This window comes from Bradyrhizobium sp. HKCCYLRH3099 (assembly GCF_051167855.1).
Taxonomy (GTDB): Bacteria; Pseudomonadota; Alphaproteobacteria; order Rhizobiales; family Xanthobacteraceae; genus Bradyrhizobium.
Window position 1 is genome coordinate 149144 of the sequence record NZ_JBNPTW010000003.1, and the last position, 16709, is coordinate 165852.

General features: G+C 66.4%; 15 protein-coding genes. 11 read left to right on the plus strand and 4 right to left on the minus strand.

Translation table 11 applies throughout. The features are described 5' to 3' along the window. Positions 1 to 17: 17 nt before the first annotated feature. Positions 18 to 1592, minus strand: coding sequence for an AMP-binding protein (locus tag ACQR1Y_RS09015; protein WP_434876252.1), 1575 nt, complete (start codon positions 1590 to 1592; stop codon positions 18 to 20). 154 nt (positions 1593 to 1746) lie between these two features. Here ACQR1Y_RS09015 and ACQR1Y_RS09020 point away from each other — a divergent pair, with 154 nt between their 5' ends. Both ACQR1Y_RS09020 and ACQR1Y_RS09025 read left to right on the plus strand, forming a co-directional pair. Continuing rightward, positions 1747 to 2571 (plus strand): RnfABCDGE type electron transport complex subunit D, encoded by an 825-nt coding sequence (locus ACQR1Y_RS09020; RefSeq protein WP_434858132.1) that lies wholly within the window; start codon positions 1747 to 1749, stop codon positions 2569 to 2571. Then, complete coding sequence (locus ACQR1Y_RS09025) at positions 2568 to 3899, plus strand: DUF2330 domain-containing protein (protein ID WP_434876251.1); 1332 nt, start codon at positions 2568 to 2570, stop codon at positions 3897 to 3899. The genes ACQR1Y_RS09020 and ACQR1Y_RS09025 overlap by 4 nt, the downstream gene beginning before the upstream one ends. A gap of 7 nt (positions 3900 to 3906) precedes the next feature. On the opposite strand, the gene ACQR1Y_RS09030 is transcribed toward ACQR1Y_RS09025, so the two are convergent. Further along, entirely contained in the window at positions 3907 to 4317 is a 411-nt protein-coding gene (locus ACQR1Y_RS09030; RefSeq protein ID WP_434858134.1) for a VOC family protein, read from the minus strand. 108 nt (positions 4318 to 4425) lie between these two features. Between ACQR1Y_RS09030 and ACQR1Y_RS09035 the strand changes: the two genes are divergently transcribed. From ACQR1Y_RS09035 to ACQR1Y_RS09060, 6 genes are all read left to right on the plus strand, one after another. Beyond that, positions 4426 to 5400 carry a Bug family tripartite tricarboxylate transporter substrate binding protein gene (locus ACQR1Y_RS09035; protein WP_434858135.1) on the plus strand — a complete coding sequence of 325 codons (975 nt, stop codon included), beginning with the start codon at positions 4426 to 4428 and terminating at the stop codon, positions 5398 to 5400. Between the two features lie 137 nt (positions 5401 to 5537). Next, the gene (locus ACQR1Y_RS09040; protein WP_434858136.1) at positions 5538 to 5837 is read left to right on the plus strand and encodes a DUF3551 domain-containing protein; all 300 of its coding nucleotides are present in this window, start codon (positions 5538 to 5540) and stop codon (positions 5835 to 5837) included. Positions 5838 to 5973: 136 nt separating this feature from the next. After that, positions 5974 to 6591 (plus strand): hypothetical protein, encoded by a 618-nt coding sequence (locus ACQR1Y_RS09045; protein ID WP_434858137.1) that lies wholly within the window; start codon positions 5974 to 5976, stop codon positions 6589 to 6591. Continuing rightward, entirely contained in the window at positions 6578 to 6958 is a 381-nt protein-coding gene (locus tag ACQR1Y_RS09050; protein ID WP_434858138.1) for a winged helix-turn-helix domain-containing protein, read from the plus strand. Before ACQR1Y_RS09045 ends, ACQR1Y_RS09050 begins: the two co-directional genes overlap by 14 nt. 36 nt (positions 6959 to 6994) lie before the next feature. Further along, positions 6995 to 7738, plus strand: a complete 744-nt coding sequence (locus ACQR1Y_RS09055; protein ID WP_434876250.1) for a di-trans,poly-cis-decaprenylcistransferase — start codon at positions 6995 to 6997, stop codon at positions 7736 to 7738. Positions 7739 to 7831: 93 nt separating this feature from the next. Continuing rightward, entirely contained in the window at positions 7832 to 9778 is a 1947-nt protein-coding gene (locus ACQR1Y_RS09060; RefSeq protein WP_434876249.1) for a tetratricopeptide repeat protein, read from the plus strand. A 6-nt stretch (positions 9779 to 9784) separates the two neighbouring features. On the opposite strand, the gene ACQR1Y_RS09065 is transcribed toward ACQR1Y_RS09060, so the two are convergent. Then, positions 9785 to 10909, minus strand: coding sequence for a helix-turn-helix transcriptional regulator (locus ACQR1Y_RS09065; protein ID WP_434876248.1), 1125 nt, complete (start codon positions 10907 to 10909; stop codon positions 9785 to 9787). A gap of 173 nt (positions 10910 to 11082) precedes the next feature. After that, positions 11083 to 11505, minus strand: a complete 423-nt coding sequence (locus ACQR1Y_RS09070; protein WP_434876247.1) for a GFA family protein — start codon at positions 11503 to 11505, stop codon at positions 11083 to 11085. Positions 11506 to 11741: 236 nt separating this feature from the next. Between ACQR1Y_RS09070 and ACQR1Y_RS09075 the strand changes: the two genes are divergently transcribed. From ACQR1Y_RS09075 to rbbA, 3 genes are all read left to right on the plus strand, one after another. Continuing rightward, entirely contained in the window at positions 11742 to 12749 is a 1008-nt protein-coding gene (locus tag ACQR1Y_RS09075) for an AraC family transcriptional regulator (RefSeq protein WP_434876246.1), read from the plus strand. Positions 12750 to 12863: 114 nt separating this feature from the next. Next, the gene (locus ACQR1Y_RS09080) at positions 12864 to 13964 is read left to right on the plus strand and encodes an HlyD family secretion protein (RefSeq protein WP_434876245.1); all 1101 of its coding nucleotides are present in this window, start codon (positions 12864 to 12866) and stop codon (positions 13962 to 13964) included. Next, on the plus strand, positions 13961 to 16708 hold the full coding sequence (rbbA, locus tag ACQR1Y_RS09085; protein WP_434876244.1) for a ribosome-associated ATPase/putative transporter RbbA: 2748 nt from the start codon (positions 13961 to 13963) through the stop codon (positions 16706 to 16708). Before ACQR1Y_RS09080 ends, rbbA begins: the two co-directional genes overlap by 4 nt. The last annotated feature ends 1 nt before the right edge of the window (position 16709 follow it).

The following is a 16709-nucleotide window of genomic DNA, read 5'->3' on the forward strand; positions in this document are numbered from 1 at the left end:
CGGTCCGCGGCGCGGCCTCAATCGAGCAGCTTGCGCAGCTCGGCCTTGGCGACCTTCTCCAGGGTCGAGCGCGGCATCTCGTCGACCAGCCTGACTTCGCGCGGCACCTTGAAGTCCGCGAGGCCCGCGCGGCAGGCGGCGAGCACCCTGTCGGCCAGATCGTCGCGCCTGGCGCTGTCGTGCGGGATCACGAACGCGACCGGCACCTCGTCGAGCATCGGATGCTTCTTGGCGACCACCGCCGTCTCTCGCACGCCCGGCACGGTGACGATCACCTGCTCGATCTCGGACGCCGCGACGTTCTCGCCGCCGACCTTGAGCATGTCCTTGGTGCGGTCGCCGAACTTGATGAAGCCGTTCGGCAGCCGCGTGACCCGGTCGCCGGTCAGGAAGAAGCCCTCGGCATCATAGCTCGTGCGCGTCGCCTCCTCGTTGTAGAGATATTCTGCAAACAGCGACAGGCCGCGCACGCCCTTGATGGCGAGATTGCCGGTGCCGCCGACCTCGGTCGGCCGGCCGTCATCATCGGTGATGCGGATAGCGTATTCGGTCGCGGCGCGGCCGATCGACATCGGCGTGTTCGGCTGATCGATCTCGCCGATGATGCCGTGGGTGATGGTCTCGGTCATGCCCCACCAGCCGATGATCTTGATGCCGAACTTGGAGAAGATGGTCGGATCGGACACGGACGTGCCCCAGAGGCGGAACTTGTGATCCTTCGGCACCTCCTGGTCGAGCAGCGCCTTCAGGCAGAACGGAATGGTCGAGGTCCAGGTGCAGCCGTGCTGCATCGCCACCGGCCAGAACCGACTGGCCGAGAAACGCGGCTGGATCACGCAGCTGGCGCCAACCCACAGCGTCGCCAGCATCGAATAGGCCAGGGCATTGGTGTGGAACAGCGGCAGATAGGTCTGGTGCACGTCGTTCTGATGCAGGTCCTCGTGCACGGCATTGACCTTGGCGCCCCAGAGCGCATTGGCGTGTGTCCACAGCACCGCCTTCGGCCGTGATGTCGTCCCCGACGTGTACTGCACGCTGCACGGTGCGAGAGGATCGACCGGCCGACGCGGCCGGTCGGCGCTGTCGGCGAACAGCGCTTCGAAGCGCTCGCCTCGCTCGACGGCCGGGGCGGTGGGCTGACCCGGATCATGCGAGATCACCGCCATCCAGCGGATGTCGGGGCAGTGTGCCGCGATCATCTCCGCATAAGCGGGCTGTGTGATCGCCGCCACCGCGCGGCAATGTCCGGCGAAGTAGTTCATTTCGGCCGCTGCCGAGCGGGTGTTGGTGGTGACCGCCAGCGCGCCGAGTTCGACGCAGGCAAACCAGGCGAGCATGGCCTCGATGCAATTGTCGAGATGGATCAGCACGGCATCGCCGGGCCCGATGCCGCGCTTGACGAGCCCGGCGGCTAGCGCGCCGACGCGATCATGAAATTCGCCATAGGTCCATTTGCGCGCCGGCGCGTCGAAGGGCGCCCAGATCAGGAACGGATGATCGCGCCGGGTCTCGCTGCGCAGTCTCAACAGCCATGGCACGTCCATGCCGTCGAAGGGCGTCACGGTGCCGAGCGCAATCCTTGGTTCGTTCATCTTCGTTCCCATCGTCTCGTCGGCGGCCTGTCTGCTGCCGCTTCGTGCTTGTCCTGATCTTCTGCCACCTGCAGGCGGCGCAATCAAATCCGGATTGAACCCGCTATCCTTTCGAAGCGACCAATGGCGCGGCGAAACGCGCCCGGAGGTTTGCATGCTGGACCTGCCACGACCATGGCGGTTGCCCGACGCCCGCTATTTCCAGATCGCGGCATTGGCCACGCTGCTCGCGATCAATTTCGCGGTCATTGATTTCGGCGCCCGGCCCGCCGCGAGCGTGATCGCGGTCACGACCGCGCTGCTCACGCAGATCGTCTGCTGCCGCCTGTCCGGCACACCGCTCGATCTCCGATCGCCGTTGATCACGGGCCTGTCACTCAGCCTGCTGCTGCGCGCGGATGCGCTGTGGCTGCATGCGGCGGCAGCGTTGATCGCGATCGGTTCGAAATTCGTGCTGCGAATCGACGGCAAGCACGTGTTCAATCCCGCGGGCCTTGCCATCGTGGTGCTGCTGTTCACCACCAAGGGCGTGTGGATCTCGCCCGGCCAGTGGGGCACCGAGATCTGGTTCGCAAGCCTTGCCGGCTTCTTCGCGATCCTGGTGCTGAGCGCGTCCCGCCGGGCCGACATCGCCGTCTATTTCTTCGCCAGCCACGCCGCGCTGCTGCTGCTGCGCGCCGCCTGGCTCGGCGATCCCCTCGCGATCCCACTTCATCAGCTGCAGAGCGGCTCGCTGTTGATCTTCACCTTCTTCATGATCTCCGACCCGCGCACGACGCCGGATTCGCGCGCCGGCCGGCTGCTGTTCGCGCTGACCGTGGCGGTCGCGGCGCATTACCTTGCCTTCTTCTGGCAGATGCGGCCGGCGCTCTACGTCGCGCTGATCGCGCTGTCGCCGCTCACGCTGCTGCTCGACCGTCTCATCCCGGCTGCACGTTTTTCCTGGCGCTGTCCCGTTCCCCATGGAGTTTCGACATGACCCTGCGCTTTCGCAAACGCGTCCGCACCAGCGTGGCTGCGACCGCGATCCTGGCAAACGCGGCGATCACGCCGGCCAACGCCTTCTGCGGCTTCTACGTCGCGCAGGCCGACGCCAAGCTGTTCAACCAGTCCTCGAAGGTCGTGCTGTCCCGCGACGGCGAGCAGACCGCGATCACCATGGCCAGTGACTTCGAGGGCGACGTGAAGGAGTTCGCCGTCGTCGTTCCCGTGCCGACCTTCATCGAGCGCAAGCAGATCGGCGTGGTCGAGCCGAAAACGATCGATCACCTCGACAAATACACCGCCCCGCGGCTGGTGGAGTATCATGACGAGGATCCCTGCCGTCCGCACATAGCGTTCTCGCGCTCCGGCATTCCGTATCCGGCGGCGGTCGGCGTGGTGCAGGAACTCGCCAAGCGGTCCTACGGCGTCACCATCGAAGCCAGCTACGATGTCGCCGAATATGACGTGCTGATTCTGTCGGCGCAGGAGAGCGACGGGCTGACGCGCTGGCTGACCGACAACCAGTATCGGATTCCGCAAGGCGCCGAGGCCGTGCTCGGCAGCTATATCAAGCAGGGCATGCGGTTCTTCGTCGCCAAGGTCAATGTCGACCGCATGAAGAACCTGCGTACCGGCAATCTGCGGCCGCTGCAGGTGCGCTACCAGAGCCCCAAATTCATGGTGCCGCTGCGGCTCGGCACGGTGAACGCCAAGGGACCGCAGGACCTCATCATCTACGCGCTCACCAAGAACGGGCGCGTCGAGGCGGCGAACTACCGGACGGTGAAGATCCCGTCGGACATCGACGTCCCACTGTATCTGAAGAACGAGTTCGGCCCGTTCTACAAGGCGCTGTTCGAGCGTGCGGTGGCCCGCGAGAACATGCAGGCGGTGTTCGTCGAATATGCCTGGGACATGGGTTGGTGCGATCCCTGCGCCGCCGATCCGATGAGCAACAAGGAACTGGTCGAACTCGGCGCGCGCTGGATCGGCAGTGATGACGACGCGCCGTTCAGCGCTCGACGCAATGTCGCTCCCGGATCGAATGCTTATGTCACCCGGCTGCATGTCCGCTACGACGCGAAATCCTTCCCTGAGGACATCGTGTTCACGGAGACCAAGGACCGCAGCAACTTCCAGGGCCGCTATATCCAGCACCACCCCTGGCGTGGGGAGGCTACTTGCGCGGCGGCGAAAACATATAAAGAGGAACTTCCGGCGCGCTTCGCCAAGCAAGCGACAGATGTCGCGCAACTGACCGGCTGGTTGCAAAGCGACATCGTCGCCAAGATGGAGAAGAGCGGCGAGACGGCGATCAAGTAACCTCGTCTCAGTCCTGATATGACGAGATCTCGATGAGGTTGCCGTCGGGATCCCGGCAATACACCGAGCGCAGGGTGCCGCGGGCGCCCTGCTTGGCGACCGGCCCCTCTTCGATGGCGACGCCGAGCGCCTGCAGGTGCGCGACGACCTCGTCCGGCGTGCCGCCGGTCAGGAAGCACAGATCGTCGCTGCCGGCCATTACGTGATCGGCGGTGAACCAGTCGATCTTGTCCGCGTCCTTCGGTCGCACATTGATCTTCTGGTTCCCGAACTTCAGCGATGTGCGCCTCACCTTGCCCTGGCCGGGATCGAAGCTCTCGACCTTCATGCCAAGGACGGCCTGGTACCAGGCCGTCGTGCGGTCCACATCGGCGACATTGATCACGAGATGATCGAGTGCATCGACCTTGACCGGCATGAGACTTCTCCTGGCAGGACATCGACCTCGCCGACAACGCGGCGGTCTGTTACAATCTCGACTGGCGGCTCGTTAACCACCGCTCAATGATAATACCCGAGGAAACGCATGATTTCACGCCGTACCGCGCTAGGTCTGATCGCCTCCGCCGTTCCGTCCATCGCTGCCATTGGCAAGGCCTCCGCGGCCGACTATCCGGCCCGCCCAGTTCGCTTCGTGGTGGGATATCCGCCCGGCGGCGCCACCGACATCCTGGCCCGCTTGATCGGCCAGCGTCTGTCCGAGACGCTCGGTCAGCAGTTCATCGTCGAGAACAAGCCGGGCGCTGGCAACAATATCGGCACCGAGTCGGTGGTGAACGCGACGGCGGATGGATACACCCTGCTGCTGGTCAATCCGGCGAACTACATCAATGCGAGCCTCTATCCCAATCTGAAGTTCAACTTCGTGCGCGACATCGCCCCGGTGGCCTCGTTCAACCGCGTGCCGAACGTCATGACCGTGAACGGCGATATCAAGGCCAAGACCGTGGCCGAGTTCATCGCCTATCTGAAGGAGAACCCGGGCAAGGTGAACATGGCGTCCTCGGGCAACGGAACGTCGGTGCATCTGTCCGGCGAGATGTTCATGGCGATGACCGGCACCAAGATGCAGCATGTGCCCTATCGTGGCGCCGCGCCCGCGATCACCGACATGCTCGGCGGCCAGGTTCAGGTGATCTTCGACAACATGCCCTCGATCATTCAGCACATCCGCTCCGGCTCGCTGCGCGCGCTCGGCGTCACCACCCAGGAGCGCTCGCCGCAACTCCCCGACATCCAGGCGATCGCGGAGACCGTGCCGGGCTACGAGGCGAGCGCGCTGTTCGGCATGGGCGCACCGAAGAACACGCCGAAGGAGATCGTCGAGAAGCTCAACAAGCAGGTCAATGCGGTGCTCACGGAGCCGGACATCAAGAAGCGACTCGTCGATCTCGGTGGTGAGCCGCTGGTCCAATCGCCGGAGCAGTTCGGTGCGCAGGTCGCGGCCGAGACGGAGAAGTGGAAGAAGGTGGTCGATTTCGCCGGGTTGAAGCTGGATTGAGGCGGCGCGGCCGCGGGATCGGTGACGTGCCCCGCCTGCGACACGTCATCGCCTTGCTCGGTGATCCAATCCGCCAATCCGTCGTTTTTTAACCATGCCAGTGTGATGCAATCTTCGCGGCAGAAGAGGAACAGATCATGCGCAAGGTTATGATGATGGCGGCCGGCCTCGTCGGCGTTGCACTCGTCAGCGGCGGCGCGGCCACGCCAGCCGCGGCCGGGGGGATCGACTATCCCTGGTGCGTGCAGGGCAGGGGCGTGGGTTACCCCGGCGATTGCTCCTACCAGACCTTCGAGCAGTGCCGGGCCAGTGCATCCGGGCGCAACGCCGGTTGCGGCATCAATCCGCGCGTGGCGTTCGAGAGCGCGCATCGCGGCCCCTCGGTCTACGTGGATATGCCCCCGCCGCGTCGCGTCCACCGCTACTCCTACTATTGATCTCGGCCAGCGCGCCCTGATGAAGGCTCCGGCCCCGTTGTCGGGGCCACCGGCCGGTGCGGGCTTGCGTCAACTTTGCGATCGTGTATGCTTTGCATCGCAAAGTGAAGCGGCCCTCCTGGGCTTCAGGTGAGACATGCGCGACCTCGACAAGGCGCTGGCGGACATCATCGCGATCCGCAGCCAGCTTGCGGCAGGCACGGCCTTTCGCGGCTATGGGCCGGCGACGATGGCCGTCACGTCGGCGGTTGCGCTCGTCACTGCGTCGCTGCAGCAGGTTTTCCTGCGCGATCCCACCGAGGATGCGCCGGCGTTCCTGCTCGGCTGGGCGGTGGCCGCGTTGGTGTCGCTGACGATGATCGGGATCGAGATGCGGGCGCGGTCGCGCCGGCACCACTCCGGCTTGGCGGACGCGATGATCCACCAGGCGGTCGAGCAGTTCCTGCCGGCCGGAATCGCGGGCGTGCTGCTCGCGGTTCTCATGTGGAAGTTCGCGCCGGAGGCGCTCTGGATGTTGCCGGGACTCTGGCAGATCCTGACCTCGCTCGGCGTGTTCGCGTCGGTTCGCTCGTTGCCGCGCACGGTCGCGCTGGCCGGTGCGTTCTATTTCCTGGCGGGGTTCGCGGTGCTGCTGGTGGGCAGCGCGAGCCATGCCTTGTCGCCCTGGACCATGGGCCTGCCATTCGCGATCGGCCAGGCCCTGATGGCGGGCATTCTGCATTTTGCGACCGGAGAGTCCGATGTCGAAGACTGACGGCAGCGCGCCGTTCTCCTATGACGGCCTGGACCGCGTCATTCACGAGAAGGCCAGGCTTGGCCTGCTGACCTCGCTGATGGCGCATCCCAAGGGCCTTGCCTTTGCCGACCTCAAGCAACTGTGCGGATTGACCGACGGCAACCTGTCGCGTCACCTGCAGGTGCTCCAGGAGGCGGGCCTCGTGGAGGTCACCAAGGGATATGAGGGCAATCGCCCGCATACCTCCTGCCGGCTGACCAAGGCGGGGCGTCGCCGCTTTCTCGACTATCTCGCAGTGCTCGAGCGCCTCGTCCGCGATGCCGCGGCGGCTGCGGGCAGGGAGAATCCGCCCGCGACGGTCGGCCTCGTCACCGGTCGCGCCTGAACCTTCCATCGCATTTTTTTGACCTGGAGCTTTGCAATGCAAAGTAGTCTGCAACCGAAATCGCCTGCTGTGATGGATGGCCTGCACGTCGGCATCATCATGGATGGCAATGGCCGCTGGGCGACCCGCCAAGGCTTGTCGCGGCTGCGTGGCCATGAGGCGGGCGTCGAGGCGATCCGCCGCGTCGTCGAAGCCGCGCCGGATCAGGGCGTCGCGACGCTGACGCTCTATGCTTTTTCGAGCGACAATTGGCGCCGCCCACGCGCCGAGGTTTCCGCCTTGATGGCGCTGCTGCGGGTGTATCTCGCCAGCGAGGTCGAGGCGCTGGTGCGCAACGGCGTCCGCCTCACCGTCATCGGCCGCCGCGACCGGCTGCCGGGCGGCATCGCCGATGCGATCGGCCGGGCCGAAGCGGCCACCCGCAACGGCCGGACCCTGCATCTGCGCATCGCGGTCGACTATTCGGCGCGCGATGCGATCCTCCAGGCTGCGGCCAAGGCCGGTGGCGTCGATGGCTTGACGCGCGAAGCCTTCTCCGATCTCGTCACCGGCGAAGCCGGCTTGCGCGATGTCGACCTGATCATCCGCACCTCCGGCGAACAGCGCCTCTCGGACTTCCTGCTTTGGGAAGGCGCCTATGCCGAGCTGCACTTCACCGAGCGTATGTGGCCCGACTTCGATGCGGCGGATCTGGCGGCGGCGCTCGCCTCGTTCCGCGGCCGCGAGCGCCGCTTCGGCGGCCTGGATGCCGTCCCGCTTGCGCCGGTGCCGGTCTCCTGAGCGTCTATCCCGCGCGGGTTGGGGAGTTAGCACAATCTTTCCGCGCACCCGGGAATCATCTACCGCTCGACCGACGAGCGCAGAGATCCCGTGATGAAGCACAAGCCGCGCCGGCACTCCGGCAAATCCCCGGTCAAACCCGGATCTTCGGGGCTCGGGGGGACGCCCGAAGCGCTGTGCCAAGCAGCGCTGAGGCTGTTGCGCACGGGCCAGCTCAACGAGGCTGAGGATGCCTGTCGTCGCGCGCTGACGCTGGATGCAGCGTCGATCGACGCGCTGCGGGCGATGGGCCAGGTCTGCCTCGCGCTGAAGCGCGCCGATGATGCGATCGAGTGGTTCGCCCGCGCGATCCGCCAGGACATCTCCGCGCCGGAGTCCTTCATCGGCCTTGCACAGGCGCTGCGGCTGGCTGGTCGGCTCGACGAGGCCATCAAGGCCTATGATCGCGCGCTGCAACTGCAGCCGGAGGCCGTGGACAGCTGGGATGCGCTCGGTGAGCTGCTGCAGGCGAGGGAGCGGCATGCCGAGGCGGCGCTCGCCTGCGACCGCCTGCTGCAGCTCGCGCCCGATCGTATCGCGACCTGGCTTCGTCTCGGTGACGTGCTGGAGGCGCAAGGGCGGCGCGACGAGGCCGCGCTCGCCTTTGAACAGGCGCTGAAGCTGCAGCCTGATCATGTCGACGCCGCCAACCGGGCCGGCGCGATTCATTTCGACGCCGGCCGCTATCCCGAGGCGCTCGCGAATTTCGATCAGTCCTTGCAGCGCCAGCCGGACCAGGCCGGCGTGCTCTGCCTCAAAGGCATCTCGCTGCGGCGCCTCCGCCGCTACGAGGAGGCGCAGGTCTTTGGCCAGCGCGCGCAGGCGTTGTCGCCGCACGATCCCGACTTCGCCAACAGCTATGGCTGCATCCTGCAGAACCTCGGTCGCCACGACGAGGCGATCGCGATGTTCGATCGCGCCATCGCGATCCGGCCGCAGACCGCGGACTTCTACAATCATCGCGCGACGTCGCTGGCCGAGCTGCATCGCTTCGAGGAGGCGTTCGCGAGCTTCGATCGCGCCATCGCGCTGCGGCCCGACTTCGCCGACGCGCATTGGAATGCGGCGCTGTTCCGGCTGCTGACGGGCGACTTCGCCCGCGGCTGGGCCGGACGCGAATGGGGCCGCAAGTGCCGCGCCGTCGGCTTCGTCGAGCGCAATTTCGATGCGCCGATGTGGCTGGCTGATGCGCCGCTGGCCGGCAAGACGATCCTGCTGCACAGCGACGAGGGATTCGGCGACAGCATCCAGTTCGCTCGCTACGCCACGCTGGTCGCCGCTGAAGGCGCGCGCGTGGTGCTCGAGGTCGACGCCGCCCTGCAACCTCTCCTCGCGGGACTGGAGGGCGTGGCGCAATGTCTCGCCCGCGGCAAGGACGCACCGCCCGCGGTCGACTATCACTGTCCGCTGTCGAGCCTTCCGCTCGCCTTCGCCACCGGCCTCGACACCATTCCGGCCATGCCGAGTTATCTGCCGCGACCAGCTGACGCGCGCCGCGCGACCTGGGAGCAGCGGCTCGGCCCGCGTGACCGCTTGCGCGTCGGTCTGGTGTGGTCGGGCAATCCCGCCCATCTCAACGATCACAACCGATCGCTGCCGCTCGTCATGCTCGCGCCGCTGCGCGAGACCGGGGCGCAATTCGTCAGCCTGCAGAAGGAACCGCGGGCCGCCGACAAGATCGAGCTCGCCGCGCGCGACGACATCATCGATCTGACCTCCGACATCAGTGACTTCGTCGACACCGCGGCGCTTATCGATGCGCTGGATCTCGTCATCACCGTGGACACCAGCGTCGCACATCTGGCCGGCGCGATGGGGAAGCCGACCTGGATCATGCTGCCCTACACACCGGACTATCGCTGGCTGCTCGATCGCGACGACAGTCCCTGGTATCCGTCCGTCCGCCTGTTCCGCCAGGATGCCAGACGCGACTACGTGGACGTCGTCACCCGCGTCCGCGACGCGCTCACCTGGCTCATGGCGGACGCCGCACGGCCGTAGGCCGCCTCAGTTCATCCGAAGCCCGATCGAGATCTCTTGCACGCGCCGGGTCAGCTCGGCGACGCCGCGCCATCCCGTCTTCTCGCGCGTGCGCTTCAGATGCGTATAGACCGTGGTGACCTTGACGCCGCGATGCGCCGCATATTCGACAGCCGTCATGCCGCCGCTCAGGGCGCAGGCGAGCTGGGCCTCCGCCCGGGTCAGTCCATGCAGCTCCTGCAGCAGCCGCGCCGCCGCGCGATCGGGTAGCGGATCGCGCACCAGCATGATCGCGGCCGCGTCGGGAAGGTCTGAGCGCAAGCGGATTTGCGGCAGCGCGCGCAGTGAAATCGTGCAGGGCGGCAGGCCGTCGGTGCGAGGCGCCAGGAAGTCGATCGCCGTCTCCTCGCCGGCAAGGTTTCCGGTCCCGGCGACCGCGCCAAGAGCGCGGGCAAAGCGGCGGCTGACATCGCCGGAGCGGAAGTGAATGCCGCGCTGATCGATCCGAAACAGGCCGCCTTCCGCCGACATCGCCTGCAGGCTCGGATTGAGATAGACGACCTGGCCCTTCGCGCCCAGCAGCGCGACGCCGTCCGTCAGAAGGTCGAGCGCGCGCATGTCGAACTCGCCTTGCGCCGCGCCAAAACGCCGCCGCCAATCATAGGCGCGTTGCAGATGCGGTGTCAGGCGCCGCAGCTGCGCGATCTCGGCCGAGCCGACGTGACCTTGTCGTTCCGCGCGCTGCAAGGTGAGGGCGACGAAATGCCGAGGCGTGTGCTCGATCACCGCGGAGAGGAAGTAGCGGAGCCCGGCCCGCGGCAGGAACTCCGCGTAGAACGGGTCCCGGCTCATCGCGCGTTCGTCCATGACCTGATAGTCCCAGCACAGCTCGCCTCGGTGCTGACGGGCCGCGACCGCCAGGCGGGGATTGCGTGGCGCGAAGTGAGCCAGATAGTCGTCGCCCTCGGCCGAGGCGACGCCGCTGCTATGAAAGACCAGCGGGCGGGACGTGGTCGTGTCGATCACTTCCAACGTGGCGCCTTCGGCGCCTATCAGTGTCCGGATCGAGCCGAGCGCGTCGGTGATGCCATCGAGTTCTGCAAAGCCCTGATAGAGCGCGTCCAGCGCCTGCGCGTAAAGCTCGCTCGTCACGGTCGCCTCGCTGCAATGACCCGGGCCGGTCGCGCGGGTCTGCGATGTCAACCCTGACGCGTGGATGATAGTCCCTTGTGAGTCGCCATGCGCCGCGACAGGTTCACCGGCTCCGACCGACCGACGCCGAGAGCCTGGAGGCGACGAGTCCTCCAGGCTCGCTGCGTGCCGGGCTATTCGGGCACAGTGTCGCCCGAGCCGCCGAACTCGCGCGGAAAATCCTTCAGCTTCGGCAGTCCGTCGCGCATCGGCAGCACCGTTTCCGCATAGTTGATGTGGACCGCGGGCTGGAACGCAAGCTCGGGCAGGGTCGCCGCGAACACGTCGATCAGCCCGAGTGGCGGGTGGTTGGTCATCAGATGCCCGCCACATTTGGCGCAATATTTCCGTTGGCTCAGCGCCGTCTTCTGAAACATCGCCACGTGCTCCGCGCCCGATGTGATCCTGACCGCATCCGGCTTCCAGAGACTGAAGGCATTGACCGGGCCGCCCGACCACGACCGGCAGGAGCGGCAGTGGCAATAGCCCATGGCCTCCGGCGCCCCGGTCACCTCGATTTCGACGGCTCCGCAAAAACATCGTCCAGACAGTGTCATCCTCGTCCTCATTGGTTGTGAGAGGGACGGACGGCAACATTCCCATGCGCGTGAGTCTTGGCGTCGGGCGACGAATGCCGAGGCTGCGGCGATCAGAGGTGATCCGGTTCACATTCGAGCAGCGCATGCGAGCCCGCGTCCCCTGATCAGAGGACGCCTGCCGCAAGCAGATGACGGTATCGAACCGTCGGAGCGAACCATTCTCGGTCGCAATCGGATCAGTCGCGGGTGATTGCATGTCGGGTCTCAATTCTCAGATCGTCGAGTTTTCGACCGACCGGATCGCGGAGCACGAACGGGCTGCGTTCTGGCGCGAGCATTACGGCCAGGTGATGCTGCGGGTGGACTTCGAGCCCGCGCCGGACGTCGCCTTCAAGGCGCATAATCGCGCGCTGGCGCTGCCCGGATTGCAGCTGTTCGATGCCTGGGCGACGCCGGCGCGGATCTCGCGATCCGGCCGACATCTGACCGACGGCGCCGACACCGTGCTGCTCGCCATCAATCGCAAGGGGACCGCATTCGTGGAAGCCGCGCATCAGGCTCAGGAGCTGCGCGAAGGCGATGCGGTGATCCTGAGCGGCGCCGAGCCGTGCGCGTTCCATCGCGCGAGTAGCGGCCGGTCGTTGACCCTGCGTGTGCCGCGCGTGATGATCGAAGCGGCCGATCTCAGCATCGAGGATGCGGTGATGCGGCCGATTCCCGCAGGGCACGGCGCGCTGCAACTGCTCGATCACTATGCGAGCTGGCTCATGAGCAGCGGCGGTGCCATCGACGCGCAGCTCTTGAATCTGTCGGTGCGTCACGTCCAGGATCTGCTGGCGCTCGCGATCGGTCCGTCCGTCGACATGGCCGAGACGATGCGCGCGCGCGGATTGCGCGCCGCCCGGCTCAAGCTCGCCAAATCGTTTCTGGTCGCCAATAGCCGGCGTCGCGACGTGTCCGTATCGACGCTTGCGGCGAAGTTGAACGTCACGCCCCGCTACGTGCAGCGTCTGTTCGAGATCGACGGCACGACCTTCTCCGCATTCCTCGCCGGTGTGCGGCTCGCGAACGCCCATCGCATGCTGTGCGATCCTGCCCACGGCCAGCTCGGGATCGCCAGCATCGCCTATGATGTCGGCTTCGGGGATCTCTCGCACTTCAACCGCTCGTTCCGCCGCCAATATGGGCTGACACCGCGCGAAGTCCGTGGCGATCGTGGCCAGAGCCAGGATGTCCGGCACGGAGCCGTAACCCAAACGTGATCGCGATCCACGCCACCCGGCGGCTGAACGCTGCGCGCCGTTGAGCTGAGTCAACTGATATCCGGAGCCATATGGCAAACCCGGCGCCAGCGTCAGCGACGAAGGCGTCTTGGAATGGATCGGCAGGAAACTGAGCTCGTCAGCAATACGAAGATCGTGCCACAGCCGCGCGCTGAAACCGCAACGGTCGTGCCGCACCCGGCCATGCCTGTTCCCGTGGCGCATCAGCCGCAACGCAGGCGCGCGATGTGGCCGTTCCTGCTGCTGCTCGCCGCGCTCGGCGCGGCAGGAGGCGGTGGCTATGTCTGGTGGCAGCAGCTTCACCCGCCGCTGCCGCTCGGCATCAGCGTCAGCAATGGTCGTATCGAGGCGGACGAGATCGATATCGCCACCAAATATGCCGGTCGCGTCGCCGAACTGCGCGCCGATATCGGCGATCTCGTCGAGGCCGGCCAGATCGTGGCGCGCATGGACACCAAGGAGCTGCAGCAGTCGCTGTCGAAGGCAGAGGCCCAGGCCGAACAGGCGCAGCATGTGGTCGATCAGGCGCACGCCAATCTGGCGCAGCTGCAATCGCAGAAGACGCTGGCCGAACAGGAGATGGAGCGCACGCGGAGCCTGCTGCAAAGTGGCTGGACGACGCGTGAGCTCGCCGACCAGCGCCAGCAGGCGCTCGACGCCGCGACCGCCGGCCTGACTGGCGCCCAAGCAAAGATATCGGAAGCGCAGCGCTCGCTGGAAGCGGTCCGGCACGACGTCGCGCTGTACATGGTTCAGATCGCCGACAACTCGCTGATCGCGCCGAAGCCGGGCCGCATCCAGTATCGGCTCGCCAATGTCGGCGAGGTGCTCGGCGCCGGCGGCAAGGTCTTCACCATGCTCGACACCGGCTATGTCTACATGGACGTGTTCCTGCCGACCGAGGAGGTCGGCAAGGTCAAGATCGGCAGCGACGCGCGCATCGTGCTCGACGCCTATCCGGATCGACCGATCCCGGCGAAGGTCTCGTTCGTCGCCAGCCAGGCGCAGTTCACGCCGAAGACGGTCGAGACCCGCAGCGAGCGCGACAAGCTGATGTTCCGAATCCGCGTGCGCGTCGACCAGGACAGGCTCGCCGCCCATGCCGACGCGGTGCGCAGCGGTCTGCCGGGCGTGGCGTATGTCCGCTGGAATCCCGACACCGCCTGGCCCGCGCGTCTGCAAGCTGCGCCATGAGCACATCAGCGCCTCCCGTCGTGGTGGTGAGGCAACTGTCCCAGCGCTATCGCGAGATCACCGCCCTCGACGACGTCTCGCTCAAGATTCCCGGTGGCTGCGTCGTCGGCCTGATCGGCCCCGACGGCGTCGGCAAATCGTCGCTGCTGTCGATCCTGGCCGGCGCCCGCGCAATCCAGTCGGGCGATGCCGTCGTGCTCGGCGCCGACATGGCCGACCGGCGTGCGCGCGAGCAGGTCTGCCCGCGGATCGCCTACATGCCGCAGGGTCTCGGCAAGAATCTCTATCCCGATCTCAGCGTGCGCGAGAACATCGTGTTCTTCGCCCGGCTGTTCGGCCAATCCCGCGCCGAGCGCGACTGGCGCATCGCCGAGCTGCTGGACGCGACGGCCTTGGCTGACTTCGCCGACCGGCCGGCGAAAAAATTGTCCGGCGGCATGAAGCAGAAGCTCGGCCTGTGCTGCTCGCTGATCCACGATCCCGACTTCCTGATCCTGGACGAGCCGACCACCGGCGTCGATCCGCTGTCGCGGCGGCAGTTCTGGGACCTGATCGACCGGCTCAGGGCGCGCAGCGCCAACCGCATGAGCGTCATCGTCGCCACCGCCTACATGGAGGAGGCCGAGCGCTTCGACTGGCTGATCGCGATGAACGATGGCCGCGTGCTCGCGACCGGCGCGCCGGACGAGCTGAAGGCGCAGACCGGCGCGGCGACGATTGAGGATGCGTTCGTCGCGCTGCTGCCCGATGGCGCCGCACGGGACGAGGCGGCCATGCCGCCGAAGGCCGAACTCGACGGCAGCCACGAGACCGTCATCGTCGCGCGCGACCTGACTTGCCGCTTCGGCGATTTCACCGCCGTCGACGGCGTCAATTTCGCGATTCGCAAGGGCGAGATCTTCGGCTTCGTCGGCTCGAACGGCTGCGGCAAGACCACGACGATGAAGATGCTCACCGGGCTCTTGCCGCCGACCGCGGGCGAGGCGCTGATCTTCGGCCGCTCGATGGAGGCCGGCAACCATCAATCGCGCAGCCGGGTCGGCTACATGTCGCAGGCGTTCTCGCTGTATGGCGAGCTCACGGTGCGGCAGAACCTCGTGCTGCATGCCCGTCTGTTTCACCTGCCCGGCGCCACCGCCGACAAGCGGATCGCCGAGCTCATCGATCGCTGTGATCTCGCCGACCATGTCGACGGTCTCGCCGCTGATCTGCCGCTCGGCATTCGGCAGCGGCTGTCGCTCGCGGTGGCGATCGTCCACAAGCCCGACCTGCTGATCCTGGACGAGCCAACCTCGGGGGTCGATCCCGTGGCGCGCAACCAGTTCTGGCGGCTGCTGATCGAATTGTCGCGGCAGGACGAGATGACCATCTTCGTCTCCACGCATTTCATGAACGAGGCCGCGCGCTGCGACCGGCTGTCGCTGATGCATGAGGGGCGCGTGCTCGCCACCGACACGCCGGACGGGCTGATCGCGGCCAAGGGAGCGCAGACGCTCGAACAGGCCTTCATCGCCTTCCTCGAGCAGGACGCCGGCGTCGCCGATCCGCCGGTCACTCTCACCCAGGCGAGCCCCGACCAGCCGCATGCAACGGCAGCGCAGGGCGACCAGCGCCAGCCCGCCTTCAGCTCGCGGCGGCTGCTCGCCTATACGATCCGCGAGGGCCTGGAGCTGATCCGCGATCCGATCCGGCTGATGTTCGCGCTGTTCGGCACCGCGTTCCTGATGATCGTGATCGGCTTCGGCATCTCCACCGATGTCAACAATCTCACCTTTGCCGCGCTCGACCGCGACCAGTCGCCGGAAAGCCGCGCCTATCTCGCCGAGCTCAGGGGATCGCGCTACTTCGTGGAGAAGCCGCCGCTCGCCGACTATGCCGAGCTGGAGCGGCGCATGAAGAGCGGCGACATCAAGGCCTCGATCGAGATCCCGCCGAATTTCGGCGTCGATCTCAAGCGGGGACGGCCGGTGTTCGTCTCGGCCTGGATCGACGGCGCAATGCCGTTCCGCGCCGAGACCATCCGCGGCTATCTCGAAGGCACGCACCAGCTCTATCTGTCCGATCCGGCCGTGAAGACCACGCAGCCGCTGCCGGCCGCGCCGGTCAGTGTCGAGATCCGGTTCAAGTACAATCAGGCCTTCGACAGCATCTATGCGATGGCGCCGAGCACGATCGCGCTGCTGCTGGCGCTGTTCCCGGCGATCCTGATGGCGCTCGCGGTGGTGCGCGAGAAGGAACTGGGCTCGATCACCAATCTCTACGTCACGCCGGTGACGCGGCTGGAATTCCTGATCGGCAAGCAGCTGCCCTATGTCGGGGTCGCGCTGGCGAATTTCGTGCTGATGTTCGTGATGGCGCTGGTGCTGTTCCGGGTGCCGCTCAAGGGTGCTTTCCTGCCGCTGCTCGCCGGCACCTTCGTCTATGTGTTCACGACGACCGGCTTCGGCATGCTGATCTCGACCTTCTGCCGCACCCAGATCGCGGCGCTGTTCGGCACCGCGATCCTGACCGTGCTGCCGGCGACACAGTTCTCCGGAATGCTGGTCCCGGTCTCCTCGCTGTCCGGCGCCGCGCGGCTGATCGGCATGGGCTTTCCGATGACCTACTACCGGCCGATCACGGTCGGCACCTTCACCAAGGGATTGGGTTTTGCCGATGTCGGCATGGACGTCCTGGCGCTGCTGGTCTTCATTCCCGCGCTGACCGCGGTCAGCCTCCTGATGCTTCCGAAGCAGGAGCGCTGAG